Raw genomic sequence first — 19,463 nt, forward strand, 5'->3', positions numbered from 1 at the left:
CGTTAACGTCGGAGTAACCGGGCCTTAAACAGCGACCGCTAGCGTGCGGCGGGGCGGGATGACCGGGCGTTTGCGTATGGGGTCGGGAAAGAAAAAGGGTGGGCGGAAGGAGCCGTTGTTCGGCTTGCCCGCGGCGCTCGCCGATCTGCGCCTGACGGCGGCGGATCGCATTCCCGGCGGTGGCGACGACAAGCCGAAAAAGTCCTCCAGCAAACGCAAAGCCGATCCGTCCGACGACGAGCCGCCGCGCGAGCGCAAGGTACAGGCCAGAAGCAGCGGCGCCAAGCGCCGGTCGAAATCATCCATCGGCGCCGGCCTCGGCCGCCTCGTTTATTGGGGCGCCGTGCTGAGCCTGTGGGGCGTGATCGCCGTGGTCGGCGTCGTGATCTGGGCCGGCGCCCATCTGCCGCCGATCCAGTCGCTGGAAATTCCCAAACGTCCGCCCACGATCCAGATCGTCGGCATGGACGGCAGCCTGCTGGCGCAGCGCGGCGAGATGGCCGGCGCCAACGTGTCGCTGAAGGACCTGCCACCCTATCTGCCCAAGGCCTTCATCGCGATCGAGGACCGCCGCTTCTATTCGCATTTCGGCATCGACCCGGTCGGCATTTTGCGCGCACTCGTCACCAACGTGCTTCATCGCGGCGTGTCGCAGGGCGGCTCGACGCTGACGCAGCAGCTCGCCAAGAACCTGTTCCTGACCCAGGAACGCACCATGGCGCGCAAGCTGCAGGAGGCGGAGCTCGCGATCTGGCTGGAGCGCAAGCATTCCAAGAACGAGATTCTGGAGCTCTATCTCAACCGCGTCTATTTCGGCTCCGGCGCCTATGGCGTCGAAGCCGCCGCGCAGAAATATTTCGGCAAGCCGGCCAGGAGCGTGACCATCGCCGAAGCCGCGATGCTGGCTGGCCTGGTCAAATCGCCCTCGCGCCTTGCGCCGAACCGCAATCCGGAAGGAGCGGAAGCGCGCGCGCAGATCGTGCTCGCGGCGATGGCGGATGCCAAGTTCATCACCGAGGCGCAGGCCCAGGCTTCGATCGGCCATCCCTCCTACAATGTGAAGCCGGTCGGCGCCGGCACCGTGAACTACGTCGCCGATTGGATCGGCGAGGTGCTGGACGACCTCGTCGGGCAGATCGATGACAGCATCAAGGTCGAGACCACGATCGATCCGAAACTCCAGGCCGTGGCCGAGGCCGCCGTCATCGACGAGCTCGCGGCCAAGAGCGTGAAGTTCAATGTCAGCCAGGGCGCGCTGGTGGCGATGACGCCTGACGGCGCGGTGCGCGCCATGGTCGGCGGCCGGAACTATTCCGACAGCCAGTATAACCGCGCGGTCACCGCCAAGCGCCAGCCGGGCTCATCCTTCAAGCCGTTCGTCTATCTGACAGCGATGGAGCAGGGGCTGACGCCCGACACCGTCCGTCAGGACGCACCGATCGAGGTCAAGGGCTGGAAGCCCGAGAACTACACCCATGAATATTTCGGCGCGGTGACGCTGACGCAGGCGCTGGCGATGTCGCTCAACACCGTCGCCATCCGCCTCGGCCTCGAGGTCGGGCCGAAGAACGTGGTGCGCACCGCGCACCGGCTCGGCATCTCCTCCAAACTCGAGCCCAACGCCTCGATCGCGCTCGGCACCTCGGAAGTCTCTGTCGTGGAGATGGTCGGCGCCTATGCACCGTTCGCCAATGGCGGCTTTGCCGCCGCGCCGCATGTGGTGACGCGGATCAGGACGCTCGACGGCAAGCTGCTCTACATGCGCCAGCCCGACGAGCATAACCAGGTGATCGAGCCGCGCTATGTCGGCATGATGAACACGATGATGCGGGAGACGCTGATATCGGGCACGGCGAAGAAGGCCGAGATCCCCGGCTGGCAGGCGGCCGGCAAGACCGGCACCAGTCAGGATTATCGCGACGCGTGGTTCATCGGCTACACTGCCAACCTTGTCACCGGTGTCTGGCTCGGCAATGACGACAACTCGCCAACCAAAAAGGCGACCGGCGGCGGCCTGCCGGTGGAAGTCTGGACCCGCTTCATGCGTGCCGCGCACGAGGGCGTGCAGGTGGCAGCCTTGCCGAATTTGCAAAGCAATTGGGGGCCGGCGAACCTCGTGCAGATCTCATCGCAGGTGTCGACACCGGCACAGGCGGCGCCCGCACCTGGACCTGCGCCGGTCAGCAATGGCGGCTATCGTGCCCCACCGCCGACGCGCGCCAATGTGCGACCGGAGGCTGCCGCGGGGCTTGATGGCTGGCTGATGGACCGGCTGTTTGGCGGAAACCGGTAGCTTCGGCAGGAGGTCGTCGTGGTCTCAAAACAAAAACCGCGAAAACAACCCCATGCACAGTAGGCGGCGTGGTCCGGTGCGATGCGCGGTGGATCGGTTGAAGGCGTTGATGCGGCGGGGCAAATCGGCGACGTGGCGCAATCTTCGTTGCGTAGGCCGAGAGTCGCACGAGACGCGCTGATGTCGCCTCATTCTCCGCTGTCATTCCCCGCGAAGGCGGGGAATCCAGTACGCCGCGGCGTCTCGGTTTAACAACAACGGCCTCTGGAATACTGGATCGCCCGCTCCAGTGCGCAAGTGCGCACAAGGCGGGCGATGACACCTTCCAAGACGTTAGCAGCCAGCCCTAATCCTCGACCCCGTATCGGTGCAGATCATTGCCGTAAGTGTCGAGCCACTTCTTGGCGCGCTCCATCGAGGGACACGCCTTGCCGCAGACGCGCCAGAAGCGGGCCGAGTGATTCATCTCGACGAGATGGGCCACCTCATGCGCGGCGAGGTAGTCGAGCACGAAGGGTGGCGCGAGGATCAGGCGCCAGGAGAACGACAGCGAGCCCGCCGAGGTGCAGGAGCCCCAGCGGCTGGACTGATCGCGGATCGAGAGCCGCTTCACCTTGACACCGAGCTCGGCGGCATGGGTCTCGGCTGAGCGCTGCAGATCGCGACGCGCCTCACGCTTGAGGAAGTCGCTGACACGGCGATCGACGTGCTCGAGGCCGCCGGCCACGCAGACAATGCGTTCGCCGCTGTCGCGAATTTCGGTCCACACCGTGCCGCGGCTGCCTGCGCGATGCACGATGCGATGGGGAACGCCGCGGAGCGGTATCACTGTGCCAGGCTGAAACGGTGCAGCCTTCGGCAAACGACCAAGACGAGCCGCGATCCACGCACCGTGACGCTGCGCGAAGTCCTTGGCTTCGGCGAGCGTGCCGCGCGGCGGGATCGTGAGGATCGCTTCGCGGTCGCTCGGATGAATTCTGAGCGTGTAACGGCGCGCTCGGCGGTGCCTACGCAGTCGAATCGCAAAGAATTGCGATCCATGGGTGATGACAAGGGTCTTTGGTTCGTGGGGCCGACGGTAGAGGAGCGCGCGAGTGGCCATGTCTGTCAGTCCGGGGAGCAAGAGTTCGCCCGGATTCTGCCATAACCGCCGCCAGGGAAAGCGCTCGGCGCAAAAACAAATCATTTGCCCAATATACAGGGGTCTGGCGTCCGGGAGACCCTACAGACTGGGGTTGGAACCCCAATTTTTCGCCCCCGCTGGACGCATGTGGCACCCCCAAGAGGTGAGGGCTGACTCACTCCTACAAGACTACCAGAATACCTCGAATCTGACGGGAACCAAGCCCTCCGGAGGCCTCCGGCAGGGCCCGAATTTTCGACGGGAAAGCCGAAAAACGCGTCTAGAGCCCATTTCCGTTCCGATGGAATCGGAATGGGCTCTAGATTCTGGTTTTGACGCGTTTTCTTTACGCGAACCGGTGCCCACTTCGCTCGAAAACGCGCTTATTCGGCTGCGAGAGCCTGCAACGAACTCGGATTCGCAGCCGAGACCATGAAATCATGGATGCGCGGCACGATTTCCGACTTGAAGCGCGAGCCGTTGAACACGCCGTAATGTCCAACGCCCTTCTGGACGTAATGAACGCGGCGATGATCCGGAATCGAGCTGCACAATCCGTGCGTTGCTTCGGTCTGACCGAGACCAGAGATGTCGTCGTTCTCGCCTTCGACCGTCATCAATGCAACGCGCGTCACCTTGGAAGGATCGACGCGGGTTCCACGATGGGTCATCTCGCCCTTCGGCAGCGAGTGCTTCACGAACACGGTATCGACCGTTTGCAGATAATACTCGGCCGAGAGATCCATCACCGCGAGATATTCGTCATAGAAGTCGCGATGCTTGTCGACAAGATCGCCGTCGCCTTTCACCAGATTGGCGAAGAGCTGTTTGTGGGCATCCATATGCCGGTCGAGATTCATGCTGATGAAGCCGTTGAGCTGCAAGAATCCCGGGTAGACATCGCGCATCATGCCCGGATGCGGAAATGGCACCTTGGTGATGACGTGGTTGCGGAACCAGTCGATGCCGCGCTCCTGGGCGAGGTCGTTCACGCCGGTCGGATTGCGGCGGGTGTCGATCGGCCCCCCCATCAGCGTCATCGAGGTCGGCACGAAGGGATCGCGCCGCGCTTCCATGATCGAGACGGCAGCGACGACGGGCACCGACGGCTGGCACACCGCCATCACATGAGTGTTGCCACCGAGGACATGCAGCATCTCGATGACGTAATCGATATAGTCGTCGAGATCGAAGCGGCCTTCGCTGAGCGGCACCATGCGGGCGTCGGCCCAATCGGTGATGTAGACTTCATGCGCCGGCAGGAAGGCCTCGACCGTGCCGCGAAGCAGCGTCGCGTAATGGCCGGACATCGGCGCCACGATCAGCACGCGCGGCTGCGGGCTGCGCAAGGGACGGGCAAATTTGCGATCGAAGTAGAGCAGCCGGCAGAACGGTTTTTCCCAGACCGAGCGGACCTCGACGGGGACGCGGACGCCGTTGACCTCGGTGTCGTCGAGGCCCCATTCCGGCTTGCCGTAGCGGCGCGTGGTGCGCTCGAACAATTCGCAGGCTGCAGCCACCGACTTGCCGATCTGGGTGCGCGCCCAGGGATTCAGCGGATTCTGAAACAGCAGCTTGGTCGCGTCGGTGACCGCACGTGCCGGATTGAGGGAGGCCTGCGCCATCTCGTACATCCAGTACATCGGCGTGGTCAGGACCGGGCTGCCTTCTGCCGCCAGGGGCGGCGCGCCGCCAAACTCACCAATAGGCATGTTCAAATTCCTCTTCGCATCGCAGCATACTGCCGAATGCGCAATATTGCGTCAATCCATGGTTCCGTACATCTACGTAGCCCAGGCGGTTAAATCAGCAGGAATCCACGATAAAGTGAGTTATTCGCCGCCCGCGAGCAGCGAGCCGTGCTTCCTGGCGCTGCGCAAAAGGGCAAGGAATGCCCAAAAGGAAGCAACCAGAAGCACTGCATTGATGGCCAACGCATCCAGCATCAAATCGGTCCGGAAGGTGTTTTCGATCAGCAGCGCGCGCATGCCTTCGAACACGTAAGTCGGCGGCAATGACCAGGCGACATATTGCAGCCAGGTGGGCAGCACGCTGACCGGATAATATATGCAGGCGAGCGGCATGATCGCGAACATCAACGTCCAGACGATGCTCTCGGCGCCAAGCCCGTTCCGCAGGACCAGACCCGAGACGAAGATGCCGACCGACCAGCTGGTGAAGATCAGATTGCAGAAGAAGGCGATCAGCGGCAGGCCGAGGCTGTAGACATTGAAGTGAAAGAACGCAATGGCGAGCAGCGTCATCGGAATGACGCCGATCGCGAGCCGGATCAGGCTCATCACCATCAGTGACAAAAGAAACTCGATCGGCTTCAATGGGCTCATCATGAGGTTGCCGAGGTTGCGCGCCCACATCTCTTCCAGGAAGGAGATGGAGAAGCCGAGCTGGCCGCGGAACAGGATGTCCCAGAGGATAACGGCGCCGATCAGCGTGCCGCCGGCGCGCGCGAAGAAATTGGCGTTCTGCGCGATGTAAAGCTGAAGAAAACCCCAGGTGATGATCTGGAGCGCTGGCCAGTACAACAGCTCGAGCAGCCGCGGCCAGGACGACATCAGGAGATACCAATAGCGCAGGATCATCGCACCGATGCGCTGCACGGAGATGCCGCGATGCAGGGTGAGCTCGCTCATCGCCCCGCCTCCTCCCTGTCACCATTCGTCCGCCCGCGCGCGACGTCCAGAAACACCTCCTCCAGCGTGGTGCGGTTGTAGCGGGCCATGATGGCGTCCGGCGTGTCGTCGTCCTCGACGCGGCCGCGCTTCATGATGATGACGCGGTCACAGAGCCGCTCGACCTCGAGCATGTTGTGCGACGCCAGCAGGATGGTGGCGTTGTTGTCCTTGCGGTAGCGCTCAAGATGCGCCCGCACCCAGTCGGCCGTATCCGGGTCGAGCGAGGCGGTCGGCTCGTCGAGCAGCAAGAGCTCCGGCTGGTTGATCAGCGCCTTCGCCAGCGCGACGCGGGTCTTCTGCCCGGCCGAGAGCTTGCCGTTGGCGCGATCGATGAAGTCGTTGAGATCGAGATCATAGGCCAGCTTTGCGATGCGGTCGGCGAGGTTTTTAACCGCATAGAGCTTGCCGAAAATGGTGAGGTTCTGCCGCACCGTGAGCCGCATCGGCATGTCGACATAAGGGCTCTCGAAATTCATCCGCCCCAGCACCTCGGCGCTTTGCTCCGGCATCCGATGCCCGAGCACGCGGACGCGGCCGGAGGTCGGTAGCACCAACCCCATGATCATCGCGATGGTGGTGGTCTTGCCGGCGCCGTTGCCGCCTAAAAGCCCGGTGATGCTGCCGCGGGGAAGCGTAAAGGAGATGCCGTCCACCGCACGGGTCTGCTTATAGAGCTTGACGAGGCGATCGACCTCGATGGCCGCGGACAATGCGCCATCCGCGACAGTCGGCCGACTTGAAGCCTTGGAATTCTCAGTCATGCTGGGGGCGTTCTTCCGCCATTGCGCGGTGGAGTGCAAGGCCTGTAGCTCCAAGGCTCGTAACTCCAAGGCTTGTAACTCCAAGGCTTGTAACTCGTTGGAATCAGTGGGCCAGCGTGTTTGTGATCGGACACGCGCACCGCTAGATTGGCCTGTCATGACCGAAACTGCTGCTTCCGACTTCCGTCCCTCGCAACGACATATCCGCCTGGACACCATCCTGCGGCTGCGCTGGCTCGCCGTGCTGGGCCAGCTCGCCGCGATCTTCATCGTGGCGCAGGGGCTGGAGTTCGAGGTCGAGATTGTTCCCTGTGTCAGCATCATCGCGGTGTCGGCGGCGCTCAATCTGGCTCTGCAGACCGTCGCCAACCCGATGCAGCGGTTGGAGCCGCTCCAGGCCGCCGGACTGCTGGCGCTGAACATCGTGGAATTGGCCGGGCTCCTGTTCTTCACCGGCGGATTGCAGAACCCGTTCTCGTTCCTGTTCCTCGCGCCTGTCCTGATTTCAGCCACCGCGCTGCCGGCCCGATTGACGTTCGCGCTCGGACTCCTGGCGGTGGCCTGCGCCTCGATCCTGTTCTTCTTTCATCTGCCGCTGCCCTGGGATTCCGAGGATCCCGTGGTGCTGCCGCCGATCTATCTCCTCGGCGTCTGGCTTTCGATCGTGCTCGCGATCGGCGTCACCAGCCTCTACTCGTTCCAGGTGACCGAGGAGGCGCGCAAGCTTGCCGACGCCTTGGCCGCCACCGAGCTGGTGCTGACGCGCGAGCAGCATCTGACCCAGCTCGACGGCTTGGCCGCAGCCGCCGCGCACGAGCTCGGCACGCCGCTTGCGACCATCTTCCTGATTTCGCGCGAACTGGAAAAGACCGTGACGGATCCGGTCTTCGCGGCGGATCTGAAGACGCTGCGCGAGCAGACGCAACGCTGCCGCGACATTTTGAGCAAAATCACCCAGCTCTCCTCCACCGGTGCGCCGTTCGACCGCATGAAGCTGTCGGAGCTGATCGAAGAGGTGGTGGCACCGCACCGCGATTTCGGCGTCGACATCAAGGTGCGGATCGCGGTGGCCGTCACGACCGAGCCCGTGGGATCGCGCAATCCGGCGGTGCTCTATGGCGTCGGCAACATCATTGAGAACGCCGTCGATTTCGCCAACGCGACGGTCGAGGTCAACGCGTGGTGGAACAACGAGACGATCGAGATCGTGATCTCCGACGACGGCCCCGGCATTCCGCCCGATCTCATGAACCGGATCGGCGAGCCTTATCTGTCACGGCGGCGCACCCAGGATGCCGGCGGCGGCCTCGGGCTTGGCGTGTTCATCGCCCGCACGCTGCTCGAACGCACCGGTGCCAAGGTCTCGTTTACCAATCGGACCTTCCCGGAACACGGTGCAGTGGTACAGATCGCGTGGCCGAGGGAGCGTTTTGAGGCTATCGAGAGCCTTGAAGAAACAATAGGATAGTCCGCGACCTTGCGTCGCACGAGAGGCCCGATCGACGATTGGCGGCCTTGGCACTGCCTGATTGCGACGCCATATGTAGATGTGCAGACAGAGGACAAAACCTTGAACGCCATCGCCGAACTGAACGAACAGGCCGACCGCTCGCTTCTCATCGTGGAGGACGACAAGCCGTTCCTGGAGCGCCTGTCGCGCGCCATGGAGACACGCGGCTTTGCGGTGACGTCATGTGACACGGTCTCGGATGGTCTTGCGCAAATTGGCAAGTCCGCGCCCGCCTACGCCGTGGTCGATCTCAGGCTCGGCGACGGCAACGGTCTCGACGTCGTCTCCGCGCTGAAGAAGAAGCGTCCCGAAGCCCGCGCCATCGTGCTAACCGGCTATGGCAACATCGCTACCGCCGTCACCGCGGTGAAGATGGGCGCGGTCGATTATCTCTCGAAGCCCGCGGATGCCGACGACGTCGTCGCGGCGCTGCTCTCGACCAGCGCTGAAAAGTCCGAGCTGCCGGCGAACCCGATGTCGGCCGACCGCGTGCGCTGGGAGCACATCCAGCGCATCTACGAGATGTGCAACCGCAACGTCTCGGAAACGGCGCGGAGGCTGAACATGCACCGGCGTACGCTGCAGCGGATTTTGGCCAAGCGCGCGCCGCGGTAATTTTCACCGCTCTCGTGCCCCGCACGCGGCGCAGCACGAAGTGATGCGCTGCTGAGCCGGGGCCCATGCCTCAGCTTGAACCACTGCCTTCTGGGTCCCGGCTCTGCGCAGCAACGCTAAGGCGTTGCAGCGCGTCCGGGACACGAGACCATTCTACTCCCAAAAATCAGCATGCCCCTGCGGATCGACCAGCCGGTTGATCCGCAATGCCGCCGCCATCGCAAACCGCACCGTCATCTGCTTGCGTGTCGGCGCCGGCAGCTTGTGCTCGGGCGCCTCGCAATGCATGTGCGCGCCATAGGCGTCCGCGATGATCAGGCCGGTGTCTTCAGGGAAAATCTCGCACGGCAGATCCTGCGTGAAGGCGAAGAACAGCCGGTCGCAATGAGCGCGGTATTCGTGCCATTTCTGATCGGCGCGCAAATCCTCCACCGACGATTTGATCTCGACGATCCAGATCTCGCCGCGCTCGTTCAGCGCCACGAGATCAGCGCGCCGGCCCGACGGCAGCGGTAATTCGCTGATGCAGGAAAAACCCAGCGAGCGTAAGAGCCGCGCCGTGCCGCGCGCGATCGCGAGCGCTGTTTCCGACTGGCGGCGGTCTGGCGGTGGGACGAGGGCGACGCGGGCGGGGCTGTCCATCCGGGGGAGCTTAGCCGATTCCGGTGTGCCCGTCATTCCGGGGCGCGCAAAGCGCGAGCCCGGAATCCATAACCACAGGGAGTGGTTGTCGGGGCGAGCCAGCAACTCAGAGTCTTCGCAAAACTCCTTCCTGTGATTATGGGTCCCGGGCTCGCGCTTCGCGCGCCCCGGGACGACAGCAACAGCGGAACCTCCCCTCCCCCTCGCACTTATCACGCAGCCGCCGCACCCCGGCGGGAGCATCGAGGCCGCTCGCGCATGATCGACGATCTCTGGTACAAGAACGCCATCATCTATTGCCTCTCCGTCGGCACCTATATGGATGCCGACGGCGACGGCGTCGGCGATTTCAAGGGGCTGTTGCGACGGCTCGATTATCTGCATGGGCTCGGCATCACCACGATCTGGCTGATGCCGTTCCAGACTTCGCCGGGCCGCGACGACGGTTACGACATCGCCGATTATTACAGCGTCGATTCCCGCTACGGCACGCTCGGCGATTTCGTCGAGTTTGCCCATGGCTGCAAGCAGCGCGGCATCCGCATCATCATCGACCTCGTCGTCAACCATACCTCCGACCAGCATCACTGGTTCAAGGAGGCGCGCCGCGACAACAACTCGCCCTATCGCGACTGGTACGTCTGGTCGGACAAGAAGCCGGCCAATGCCAACACCGGCATGGTCTTTCCAGGCGTGCAGAAATCGACCTGGACGCGCGACAAGGAAGTGGGTGCGTATTATTTCCACCGCTTCTACGATTTCCAGCCCGACCTCAACACGTCGAACCCGCACGTGCAGGCCGAGATCCTGAAGATCATGGGGTTCTGGATCCAGCTCGGCGTCTCCGGCTTTCGCATGGACGCCGTGCCCTTCATCATCGCGACCAAGGGCGCGAAGGTGAAGACGCCGGTCGAGCAATACGACATGCTGCGGACCTTTCGCGAATTCCTGCAATGGCGCGAGGGCGACGCCATCATCCTGGCCGAAGCCAATGTGTTGCCGAACACCGACATGGACTATTTCGGCCGCGATGGCGACCGCATGCACATGATGTTCAACTTCCACGTCAACCAGCACCTGTTCTATGCGCTCGCCTCCGGCGACTCGCGCCCGCTGGGAAAGGCACTGAAGGCGACAAAGCCGCGGCCGGCCTCCGCGCAATGGGGCCTGTTCCTGCGCAATCACGACGAGCTCGATCTCGGCCGGTTGACCAAGGCGCAGCGCGACGCCGTATTCAAGGCGTTCGGCCCCGACAAGGACATGCAGCTTTACGATCGCGGCATCCGGCGCCGCCTTGCGCCGATGCTGGGCGGCGACCGCAGGCGGCTCGAGCTCGCCTACAGCCTGATGTGCACGCTGCCGGGAACGCCCGTGATCCGCTATGGCGACGAGATCGCGATGGGCGACGATCTCTCGCTGGCTGAGCGCAACTGCGCGCGGACGCCGATGCAATGGTCGACCGAGCCGCATGGCGGCTTCACCAAGAGCGACAAGCCGGCCTGCCCTGTCATTGACAAAGGCCCTTACGGCTATCCGCATGTCAACGTCGCAAAGCAGCGGCGCGATCCCAATTCGATGCTGAACTGGACCGAGCGCATCGTCCGCATGCGCAAGGAGGTGCCCGAGATCGGCTGGGGCGACTTTGCGGTCATCCCGACCCGCGATCCCGCCGTGTTCATCATGCGCTATGACTGGCGCAACAATTCCGTGCTGTTCGTGCACAATCTCGACGAAAAGCCGCGCGAAACCGCCTTCCCGGTCGGGCTGCCCGGCGATGCCGGCGAACACCTGATCAATCTGCTCGCCGAGGACCACAGCCACGCCGACAAGAGCGGCCAGCATCGCATCGTGCTGGAGCCGTATGGCTATCGCTGGTACCGGGTCGGCGGGCTGGATTATCTGCTGAAGCGGAGTGATATCGACAGGACCAGTGCGGGCAACAAGCATCCGGGGTGATGCCGAGATCTGCTTCGCAGTTTCAACGATCGTCATTGCGAGCGAAGCGAAGCAATCCAGAATCTTTCCGCGCGGGCAGTCTGGATTGCTTCGCTGCGCTCGCAATGACGGAGGAGAGAGTGTCAGCCACTCTCTCCTCCGTCGCGCTGCGCTTGTGCGGGACGACAGCTAAGCGTGTGGCGGCGCCACCACCACGCCCTCGTTCCCCCGCAGATCCAGCACGCCTTCCAACCTCTCTCCCTCGCGATCCAGAAACGTCGACAACAATATCTCACTGCCAAACCGGATCGCGCTGGTGGTGACCGCAATCGGCTCGGGGCCGAGATTGAGCACGACGATGATCGCCCTGCCCTCCGCCTCGCGGCGATAGATCAGCAGATCGCCCTGCGCGGCGATCGGATGATAGTCGCCTGACACCAGCGGCGGGCAGGTCCTGCGCCATGCGATCAAGCGCTTGTACAGGCTGAGAATCGAGCGCGTGTCGGCTTCAAGATTGACGACGTTCTCATGGATGTGATCCTCGGGCAGCGGCAGCCACGGCCTGACCTCCGAGAAGCCGGCGAAGGTGGACGAATCCCACTGCATCGGCGTGCGGCAGCCGTCGCGCCCCACTCCGATGCCGGGCACGTTCTTCTCGAAGGGATCGCGGACATCCTCGGGCGCGATCGCGAGCTGATGCATGCCGATCTCGTCGCCGCAATAGAGTGTCGGCGTGCCGCGCAAGGTCAGCAGCAGCATCGCGGCGACACGGGCCTGCTCGGGCCCGACGCGGCTGGCGACGCGCGGGCGATCGTGATTGCCGAGCACCCAGTTCGGCCAGGCGCCTCTCGGCAGTGCCTTCTCGTAATCCTCGATGATCTTCTCGATTGAGCGCGCACTCCAGAAGGTCGAGAGCAGCGCGAAATTGAACGGCATCTGCGCGCCGGTGAGATCATTGCCGTAATAGGCCATCAGACGGTGCAGCGGCAGATAGACCTCGCCGATCAGCACGCGCGCCGCATAGGCATCGGTGACGCGCCGCATCTCGGCGATGACGTCGAAGACCTCCGGCTGGTCGGTCGAGTATTGCGTCAGGATCTTCTCGTTCGGCGGCCGGCCCTCGACATAATGCGGGTTCGGCGGATTGTCGCGAAACTCGGCATCCTTGATCAGGTGCCAGATCACGTCGACGCGAAAGCCGTCGACGCCCTTCTCCAGCCAGAACCGCATCACGTCGTAGATCGCGGCGCGGACCTCCGGATTGCGCCAGTTGAGGTCCGGCTGCTGGGCCAGGAAGGCGTGGTAGTAATATTGACCGGTTGCCGCGTCGACCTGCCATGCGCTGCCGCCGAATTCGGACAGCCAGTTGTTCGGCACGCCGCCATCGGGGGCTGGATCGCGCCAGATGTACCAGTCGCGCTTGGGATTGTCGCGCGAGGAGCGGCTCTCGACGAACCAGGGATGCTGGTCGGAGGTATGGTTCGGGACGAGGTCGAGGATCAGCTTCAGACCATTGTCATGCGCAGCCACGAGCAGCGCATCGAAATCCGCCATCGTGCCGAACAGCGGATCGATGCCGGTGTAGTCGGAGATGTCGTAGCCGAAATCGGCCATCGGCGAGGGGAAGATCGGCGACAGCCAGATCGCGTCGACGCCGAGCGATTTCACATAGGCGAGACGCCGCAAAATGCCGGCGAGATCGCCGACGCCGTCGCCATCACTGTCCTGAAACGAGCGCGGATAGATCTGATAGAAGATGCCGTCGCGCCACCAGTTCTCGCCGCCCTGAGCCATGTCGGAAAATCCACCCTGAAATCTGCGTCTCGCGCGAGAGAACGCGGAAGCAACGCGCCGGTTCAAACAGCCGCGCGAATTGGGACGGCCGTGTGACGGCCGGTGTGGTTGTTCCGCGGGCGGACCGCGACTATTTTGCTTGGCGGCGCAGCAAAAATCGGCATTGTGAGGCCATGACCGAGCAGAATGACACCCAGAAATCCTCGCAATCCAAGGCCGGCGCGATCATCGTCCCCGTGACGCTGTTCGAGCAAAACTGCACCATCATCTGGGACGAACCCGGCAAGAAGGCCGTGGTGATCGACCCCGGCGGCGACGTGCCGAAGATCCTTGAGGCGATCAAGCAGACCGGCGTCACAGTCGAGAAAATCTGGCTGACCCACGGCCATATCGACCATGTCGGCGGCGCCGCGGAATTGCGCGATGCGCTGAAGGTGCCGATCGAAGGCCCGCATGTCGCGGACAAATATCTGCTCGACAACGTGGTCGAAAGCGGCGCGCGTTTCGGCATGACGGGGGTCCGCAATTTCGAGCCGGACCGCTGGCTCGACGAGGGCGACACCGTGTCGATCGGCGGCCTGAAGTTCGACATCCTGCATTGCCCCGGACACTCGCCCGGCAGCGTGGTGTTCTTCAACAAGGAATTGCGGTTTGCCCATGTCGGTGACGTCTTGTTCGCCGGCTCGGTCGGGCGGACCGATTTGCCCGGCGGCAGTCACGCCACGCTGATCAATTCGATCATGACAAAACTGTTGCCGCTCGGCGACGATGTCGGCTTCATCTGCGGCCATGGTGCCGGCTCGAGCATCGGCCAGGAGCGGATGACCAATCCGTTCATCACCGGCGAGATGTAAGGTTTATTCGGCGGCGTCCACGAGCGCCGCCGTTTCATTGAGGTTACGCTCACCCCACTCACGAATTGCCGCGACAACTGGCACAAAGCTCTTGCCCTTGCGAGTCAAGCGATACTCGACCTTGGGCGGCACCTCGCCGAAATCCTTGCGATCGATCAGGCCACTCGCCGTCAGCACCTTCAATTCGCGGCTGAGCACGCGCGGAGCGATTTCCGCGCTGCCGGACGCGCCCCGCAACAGGCCGCTGCGGATTTCGCCATAGCGGCGCGGGCCGTCCTTGAGATCCCAGACGATGCGCAGCTTGTACTTGCCGCTGATCATTTTTTGAAAGGCCGCGACGGGACATCTGCGTGCGGGAATTGCCTTTGCCATGTCGTCTCCTCCATGTGCAAGATCAGGATAGGAGCGCGGCCGAAAAAGTCCATACTATCAATTTTGTCCGTACTTGCAGGACTGCGCATAAGCCGCAGATGATGGTGCACATGACGAACAGGGAGCGTCACATGAAGCACTTCATGATCAAGTACGAATTCAAGAACGGCACGACGGAAGCCTGGCACCAGGAGATCGGCCGCTTCATCAAGGCAATCGATAGCGACCCGGAGCTAAAAGGGCGGCTCAGCTATCGCGTCCTGAAGAACCGCGACGACGGCCACTACTTCCATCTCGCCGGCGTCACAGATGATGCCGTGCAAAAAACGCTGCAATCGCGCGACTTCTTCAAGCACTATACGGAGATGACGCGGAAGGTGGCCGCCGGCGGCGAGGTCACGGTGACGCCGATCGAGATGATCGATCAGACCGCCTGACCTACTTCATCAATCCTGCGGCGGTCAGCGCACGGGTGATGATCTGGCCGAGATCGAAGCCGCGGGCCTGCTCGGGCTTCGGCTCGGCCGACTCTTGGGCGACCGCTGCGCGGATCGAGCGGGCGAGGTGCGGAGCGGGGGTCAGCGCAGGCTTCGGTGATTTCGCCTCCGCCTTCTTCCTGGCCGCATCCGGAATCCATCCGGTAAGGCCAAAGAACTTTGCGATGTGATAGGATGACGAAATGCCGGCCTCGATCAGGAAGGCGCCTTCGACGCCGTAGCGCTGGTCGTTGTCGGCGAGCCCCAGCGGCGTGCCGTGCGCCATGCCGGTGATGGCATAGGATTCGACCAGCGTCTCGCCGTCCTTGTTCCACCAGGCCTGGCGCGGATAGCCGTCGACATTGGTCTCGGCCATCGGCGTCATCGGCAGATCGTGCAAATCGAGCCACTGCTTGACGATCTCGTTGGCATTGCCGGGATTGACGGTGCGGTCGGAGCTGCCGTGCCACACCGAAATCTTCGGCCAGGGCCCGCGATGGTCCGAAGCCCGCCGCACGAAATCGCCGAGCTCGCGCTCGGGCCGCGCCGGCGAATGGAACATGCCGTCCAGCGCCTCGCGCAAATTCGTCGCAATGCCGTAGGGAAGGCCTGCGATGATCGCACCGGCAGAGAACACTTCCGGGTAAGTCGCGAGCATCACCGAGGCCATGCCGCCGCCGGCGGACAGGCCGGTGATGAAGACACGCCTGGGATCGATTCGGTGCGCCTGAACCATATGCGCGACCATCTCGCGGATCGAACGCGCCTCGCCGCCGTCGCGCGCGGTGTCTTCCGGATTGAACCAGTTGAAGCAGGTGTTGCCGTTGTTGATGCGCTGCTGCTCGGGCATCATCAGCACAAAACCGTAGTGACGCGCGAGCGTCGACCAGCCCGCGCCGAGATCGTAAGCCGCGGCCGTCTGGCCGCAGCCATGCAGCACGACAACGAGCGCGCGCGGCTTCTGCAATTGCGCCGGCACGAACGCGAACATGCGAAGATTGCCGGGATTGTCGCCGAAGCCTGTGACTTCCTTCAGCGGACTGGCGGCATCGGCGCTCGCGCCGAAGTCAGGCAAGCGCAGACCGTCCAGCCTTGGCAGGCGTCTCAAGAGGTCGACATTACGGGCAAGCGACACGGCAAATTCCTGGTGGGCGGCTTTCAACGTTACCCAGACCAGATAGTTGCTGCAGTGCGAAATGAAAAGGCCGTGTGCTGCCGATCCCTCCGGAATCGCGCAGAATCCCGCAAGAATCTGCGCGAAACCGCATGAATTAACCGCAATGCCTCAACTTCGTGCAGCGGCGCGGCGCATCCAAGACAGAAATGCGACGCAGATCATGATTAACGCCGCAAACAGCCCGAGCGAAGCCAGAAAACCTGCGCGCGCCGATTGCAACGTTTCGATCGCGAAGAACACTGCGCCGATTGCGGCCACTCCGGCCGCATTTCCGATCTGCGCCGTGGTGCCGTACATGCCCGACGCCGAGCCCGCCGCCACGGGTTTGACGGTGGAAAGCACCGCTCCGGAGAGCGGCGCCATCACCAGGCCCTGGCCGTAGCCGAAGATGACCATGATGAGCGCGAGTTCGATCGGCGTCGGGGCGTCGACAGAGCCGGCTACAAGTGCGAGCGCAGCGAGGCCCGCGATCTGCAACGCGCAGCCCTCGATCAACACTTTGGTGCCGCGATGCTTCGCCCGTACGGCGCTGTGGCGCGAGGCGATGACGAAAGCGAGCGCGAGCGGAACGAAGGCGAGGCCGGCGGCGAGCGGCGCAATGTTCAGGCCGCGCTGCATGAACAGCGTCATCACCAGATAGAACGAGAGATTGGCGACGAAGAAAAAGAAGGCCGCGCCCAGCCCGCGCAGGAAGGCGGGATCCGCCAGCAACGTCAGATCGATCAGCGGCATGCCCGCGCGCGCAACGACGTGCTCGAGCTTCAGGAATCCGGCGAGGATCGCGCCGCCGCCTAGCATCACCACCCACAGCCACGGCGCCCAGCCGACATCGTGACCGAACAGCAGCGGGCCGATCAGGCACAACAGCCCCGCGAACAGCACGACGCTGCCCTTGATGTCGAGCCTGGTGCCGGCCCGGCGCGGCACCGACGGCATGATGCGCCAGGCGGCGATAGCGATGACGAGCCCGCAGGGCACATTGACGAAGAACACCGAGCGCCAGCCGGTGTGCGCGAGATCGATCGTGACCAGGAGGCCACCGAGCAAAAAGCCCGCGGCGCCCGCAAGCCCGAGCACAATGCCGTAGATGCCAAAGGCGCGACTGCGCGTTTCGTCGGAGAAGAGCAGATGCAGCGTCGCCAGCACCTGCGGCACCATCAGCGCGGCAGTCGCACCCTGCGCCAGCCGGGCGACGATCAGCTCCATGCCGGATTGCGCGAGACCGCACCATAACGAGGTTGCAGTGAATCCGAGCACGCCGGCAAGGAAGACGTTCTTGGTACCATGGATGTCGCCGAGACGACCGCCGGTGACGACCAGCGTCGCATAGGCGATCAGATAGATCGCGATGACGGATTCGATCTGCGCCGGCGTCGCGTGCAGGTCGACCGCGATGGTGGGAATCGCGACGTTCACGATGAAGGCGTCGACGCCGAACATGAACTGCGCGGCGACGACAATCGCCAGCACCCACCAGCGGTGGGTGGAGTCGACAGGCTTTGTAACGGTTTGATGCATCGGTGCACGAACCCCGCGGAATAGATTTCGTGCGTCAGGCTCGCAGATCGGCGTCATCCGCGCGATTACCTCAGAGGTAGGACTTACCGCATTGGCAGAATGACGCGGTAGCAACGCTTTCATCTCGCCTCACTTGTCCAAACGTGACGGGTAGTCCCCTTGCGGCCATCCTTCGAGACGACCGCTGCGCGGTCTCCTCAGGATGAGGTTTTGTTTCGCGGCGCAGTTTCAGACCCTCATGGTGAGGAGCCCGCAAAGCGGGCGTCTCGAACCATGCAGGCCCTGGCTGCCTCTCGGCACATAGCTGCATTCCGCCCTGCGGGACATCGCGCGATTGCGTTCGCGGGATCTGGCACGTAGCCTCCGGCTACCTAACAAACAGAAAATAACAGCCGGAGAGAACGCCATGGCGCGCCTGAAGTTTGGAGCCTTCCTCGCACCGCATCACCCGATCGGGGAGCATCCGATGCTTCAGTTCCGGCGCGATCTCGACCTGGTCGAGCATCTCGACGCGCTCGGCTATGACGAGTTCTGGTGCGGCGAGCATCATTCTTCCGGCTGGGAGATGATTGCCTCGCCCGAGATGTTTCTGGCCGCGGCCGGCGAGCGCACCAAGCGCATCAAGCTCGGCACCGGCGTGGTGTCGCTGCCCTATCACCATCCCTTCAACGTCGCCCAGCGCATGGTGCAGCTCGACCACATGACCGGCGGCCGCGCCATCTTCGGCTCCGGCCCCGGCGCGCTGGCGTCGGATGCGCATACGCTCGGCATCGACCCGATGACGCAGCGGGACCGCCAGGACGAGGCGATCGCCGTGATCCGCCGGCTGTTCAACGGGGAGCGCGTCACCGCCAAGAGCGACTGGTTCACCATGAACGACGCCGCGCTGCAGATCCTGCCCTTGCAGGAAGAGATGCCGTTCGTCGTGGCCTCGCAGATCTCGCCGTCCGGCATGACGCTCGCCGGCAAATACGGCATCGGCATCATCTCGCTGGGCTCGATGACGACGCAGGGGCTGATGTCGCTGCAGCAGCAATGGCAGTTCGCCGAGGATGCCGCCAGGAAGCACGGCACCACGGTCAGCCGCGCCGACTGGCGCGTGCTGCTGAGCTTCCACATCGCCGAGAGCCGCGAGCAGGCGCGCAAGGAGGCCGGCGCCGGGCTGATGCGCTGGCACAACGAATATAATGTCGGCACGCTGCAGCGGCCGGGCCTCACCGCATTCTCCTCGCCCGACGAGGCCGTGGACAAGACCGCCTTCGTCGAGGGCGCGGCGTCCACCATCGGCACGCCCGACGATCTCGTCAAAACCATCAAGAACGTGATGGAGGTGTCCGGCGGCGTCGGCGCCGTCATCGGCTTCGTGCACGACTGGGCCAATCCGGAAGCGACGCGCCGGAGCTGGGACATGGTGGCGCGCTACGTCGTGCCGGAGATCAACGGCTACATCGACGGCCTGCGCAAGTCGCAAAAATTCGTGATCGAGAACCGCGCGATTTTCGAGCGCGCCGGTCAGGCCGTGATGGCCAAGATCATGCAGAACGAGAAGGCTGCCGAGGCGCTGAAGGTGACCGGCCCCGGCCGCGTCGCGATTCCCGCCGTCAACGCGCCGGATTTGCAGAAGGAAGCGGCGAAGCAATAGGCCCTATTGGCACTACGCTTGTAAGCACGTTCACGAGCAAAACACATCGGCCTGTGCT

At 63.4% G+C, this 19,463-nt stretch carries 16 protein-coding genes; 7 read left to right on the forward strand and 9 right to left on the reverse strand.

Going from position 1 to position 19,463, the window contains the following annotated elements; translation table 11 throughout:
* The first annotated feature begins 76 nt into the window (after window positions 1–76).
* Window positions 77–2,293, forward strand: a complete 2,217-nt coding sequence (locus ACP2YP_RS38975; RefSeq protein ID WP_426426432.1) for a transglycosylase domain-containing protein — start codon at window positions 77–79, stop codon at window positions 2,291–2,293.
* 346 nt (window positions 2,294–2,639) lie between these two features.
* Here the strand turns inward: ACP2YP_RS38975 and ACP2YP_RS38980 are convergent, their stop codons facing one another.
* The 4 genes from ACP2YP_RS38980 to ACP2YP_RS38995 form a co-directional block, all read right to left on the reverse strand.
* A complete protein-coding gene (locus ACP2YP_RS38980) occupies window positions 2,640–3,479 on the reverse strand; it encodes a M48 family metallopeptidase (RefSeq protein ID WP_426421576.1) in 840 nt (279 codons plus the stop codon).
* Between the two features lie 320 nt (window positions 3,480–3,799).
* Window positions 3,800–5,128, reverse strand: coding sequence for a polyhydroxyalkanoate depolymerase (locus ACP2YP_RS38985; protein ID WP_426421577.1), 1,329 nt, complete (start codon window positions 5,126–5,128; stop codon window positions 3,800–3,802).
* 120 nt (window positions 5,129–5,248) lie between these two features.
* Window positions 5,249–6,067, reverse strand: coding sequence for an ABC transporter permease (locus tag ACP2YP_RS38990; RefSeq protein ID WP_426421578.1), 819 nt, complete (start codon window positions 6,065–6,067; stop codon window positions 5,249–5,251).
* Window positions 6,064–6,870 (reverse strand): ABC transporter ATP-binding protein, encoded by an 807-nt coding sequence (locus tag ACP2YP_RS38995; RefSeq protein ID WP_426421579.1) that lies wholly within the window; start codon window positions 6,868–6,870, stop codon window positions 6,064–6,066. The genes ACP2YP_RS38990 and ACP2YP_RS38995 overlap by 4 nt, the downstream gene beginning before the upstream one ends.
* 157 nt (window positions 6,871–7,027) lie before the next feature.
* Here ACP2YP_RS38995 and ACP2YP_RS39000 point away from each other — a divergent pair, with 157 nt between their 5' ends.
* The gene (locus tag ACP2YP_RS39000; protein WP_426421580.1) at window positions 7,028–8,338 is read left to right on the forward strand and encodes an ActS/PrrB/RegB family redox-sensitive histidine kinase; all 1,311 of its coding nucleotides are present in this window, start codon (window positions 7,028–7,030) and stop codon (window positions 8,336–8,338) included.
* A 102-nt stretch (window positions 8,339–8,440) separates the two neighbouring features.
* Complete coding sequence (locus tag ACP2YP_RS39005; protein ID WP_426421581.1) at window positions 8,441–8,995, forward strand: ActR/PrrA/RegA family redox response regulator transcription factor; 555 nt, start codon at window positions 8,441–8,443, stop codon at window positions 8,993–8,995.
* A gap of 153 nt (window positions 8,996–9,148) precedes the next feature.
* Here ACP2YP_RS39005 and ACP2YP_RS39010 read toward each other — a convergent pair whose 3' ends face one another.
* A complete protein-coding gene (locus ACP2YP_RS39010) occupies window positions 9,149–9,637 on the reverse strand; it encodes an MmcB family DNA repair protein (protein WP_426426433.1) in 489 nt (162 codons plus the stop codon).
* Window positions 9,638–9,895: 258 nt separating this feature from the next.
* Here ACP2YP_RS39010 and ACP2YP_RS39015 point away from each other — a divergent pair, with 258 nt between their 5' ends.
* Entirely contained in the window at window positions 9,896–11,593 is a 1,698-nt protein-coding gene (locus tag ACP2YP_RS39015; protein WP_426421582.1) for an alpha-amylase family protein, read from the forward strand.
* 168 nt (window positions 11,594–11,761) lie between these two features.
* Here the strand turns inward: ACP2YP_RS39015 and ACP2YP_RS39020 are convergent, their stop codons facing one another.
* Window positions 11,762–13,366 carry an alpha-amylase family glycosyl hydrolase gene (locus ACP2YP_RS39020; RefSeq protein ID WP_426421583.1) on the reverse strand — a complete coding sequence of 535 codons (1,605 nt, stop codon included), beginning with the start codon at window positions 13,364–13,366 and terminating at the stop codon, window positions 11,762–11,764.
* Window positions 13,367–13,539: 173 nt separating this feature from the next.
* Between ACP2YP_RS39020 and ACP2YP_RS39025 the strand changes: the two genes are divergently transcribed.
* On the forward strand, window positions 13,540–14,220 hold the full coding sequence (locus ACP2YP_RS39025; RefSeq protein ID WP_426421584.1) for an MBL fold metallo-hydrolase: 681 nt from the start codon (window positions 13,540–13,542) through the stop codon (window positions 14,218–14,220).
* A gap of 3 nt (window positions 14,221–14,223) precedes the next feature.
* Here ACP2YP_RS39025 and ACP2YP_RS39030 read toward each other — a convergent pair whose 3' ends face one another.
* Window positions 14,224–14,592: a winged helix-turn-helix transcriptional regulator gene (locus ACP2YP_RS39030; protein ID WP_426421585.1), complete on the reverse strand. Its 369-nt coding sequence runs from the start codon at window positions 14,590–14,592 to the stop codon at window positions 14,224–14,226.
* A 131-nt stretch (window positions 14,593–14,723) separates the two neighbouring features.
* Between ACP2YP_RS39030 and ACP2YP_RS39035 the strand changes: the two genes are divergently transcribed.
* Window positions 14,724–15,029, forward strand: coding sequence for a hypothetical protein (locus ACP2YP_RS39035; protein WP_426421586.1), 306 nt, complete (start codon window positions 14,724–14,726; stop codon window positions 15,027–15,029).
* 1 nt (window position 15,030) lies between these two features.
* Here ACP2YP_RS39035 and ACP2YP_RS39040 read toward each other — a convergent pair whose 3' ends face one another.
* Window positions 15,031–16,203: an extracellular catalytic domain type 1 short-chain-length polyhydroxyalkanoate depolymerase gene (locus tag ACP2YP_RS39040; protein ID WP_426421587.1), complete on the reverse strand. Its 1,173-nt coding sequence runs from the start codon at window positions 16,201–16,203 to the stop codon at window positions 15,031–15,033.
* 150 nt (window positions 16,204–16,353) lie between these two features.
* On the reverse strand, window positions 16,354–17,763 hold the full coding sequence (locus tag ACP2YP_RS39045) for an MFS transporter (RefSeq protein ID WP_426421588.1): 1,410 nt from the start codon (window positions 17,761–17,763) through the stop codon (window positions 16,354–16,356).
* Between the two features lie 406 nt (window positions 17,764–18,169).
* On the opposite strand from ACP2YP_RS39045, the gene ACP2YP_RS39050 reads away from it, so the two are divergent.
* A complete protein-coding gene (locus ACP2YP_RS39050; protein WP_426421589.1) occupies window positions 18,170–19,405 on the forward strand; it encodes an LLM class flavin-dependent oxidoreductase in 1,236 nt (411 codons plus the stop codon).
* Window positions 19,406–19,463: the final 58 nt, after the last annotated feature.

This window comes from Bradyrhizobium genosp. A, from assembly GCF_049949275.1.
Classification (GTDB): Bacteria; Pseudomonadota; Alphaproteobacteria; order Rhizobiales; family Xanthobacteraceae; genus Bradyrhizobium.

Bases quoted from the DNA above. Each gene is read 5' to 3' on its own strand.
- ACP2YP_RS39020 (WP_426421583.1), bottom strand. From the start codon at position 13,366: ATGGCTCAGGGCGGCGAGAACTGGTGGCGCGACGGCATCTTCTATCAG.
- ACP2YP_RS39045 (WP_426421588.1), bottom strand. From the start codon at position 17,763: ATGCATCAAACCGTTACAAAGCCTGTCGACTCCACCCACCGCTGGTGG.
- ACP2YP_RS39010 (WP_426426433.1), bottom strand. From the start codon at position 9,637: ATGGACAGCCCCGCCCGCGTCGCCCTCGTCCCACCGCCAGACCGCCGC.
- ACP2YP_RS38990 (WP_426421578.1), bottom strand. From the start codon at position 6,067: ATGAGCGAGCTCACCCTGCATCGCGGCATCTCCGTGCAGCGCATCGGT.
- ACP2YP_RS39035 (WP_426421586.1), top strand. From the start codon at position 14,724: ATGAAGCACTTCATGATCAAGTACGAATTCAAGAACGGCACGACGGAA.
- ACP2YP_RS38985 (WP_426421577.1), bottom strand. From the start codon at position 5,128: ATGCCTATTGGTGAGTTTGGCGGCGCGCCGCCCCTGGCGGCAGAAGGC.
- ACP2YP_RS38995 (WP_426421579.1), bottom strand. From the start codon at position 6,870: ATGACTGAGAATTCCAAGGCTTCAAGTCGGCCGACTGTCGCGGATGGC.
- ACP2YP_RS39025 (WP_426421584.1), top strand. From the start codon at position 13,540: ATGACCGAGCAGAATGACACCCAGAAATCCTCGCAATCCAAGGCCGGC.
- ACP2YP_RS39000 (WP_426421580.1), top strand. From the start codon at position 7,028: ATGACCGAAACTGCTGCTTCCGACTTCCGTCCCTCGCAACGACATATC.
- ACP2YP_RS39030 (WP_426421585.1), bottom strand. From the start codon at position 14,592: ATGGCAAAGGCAATTCCCGCACGCAGATGTCCCGTCGCGGCCTTTCAA.
- ACP2YP_RS39015 (WP_426421582.1), top strand. From the start codon at position 9,896: ATGATCGACGATCTCTGGTACAAGAACGCCATCATCTATTGCCTCTCC.
- ACP2YP_RS38975 (WP_426426432.1), top strand. From the start codon at position 77: ATGGGGTCGGGAAAGAAAAAGGGTGGGCGGAAGGAGCCGTTGTTCGGC.
- ACP2YP_RS39050 (WP_426421589.1), top strand. From the start codon at position 18,170: ATGGCGCGCCTGAAGTTTGGAGCCTTCCTCGCACCGCATCACCCGATC.
- ACP2YP_RS38980 (WP_426421576.1), bottom strand. From the start codon at position 3,479: ATGATTTGTTTTTGCGCCGAGCGCTTTCCCTGGCGGCGGTTATGGCAG.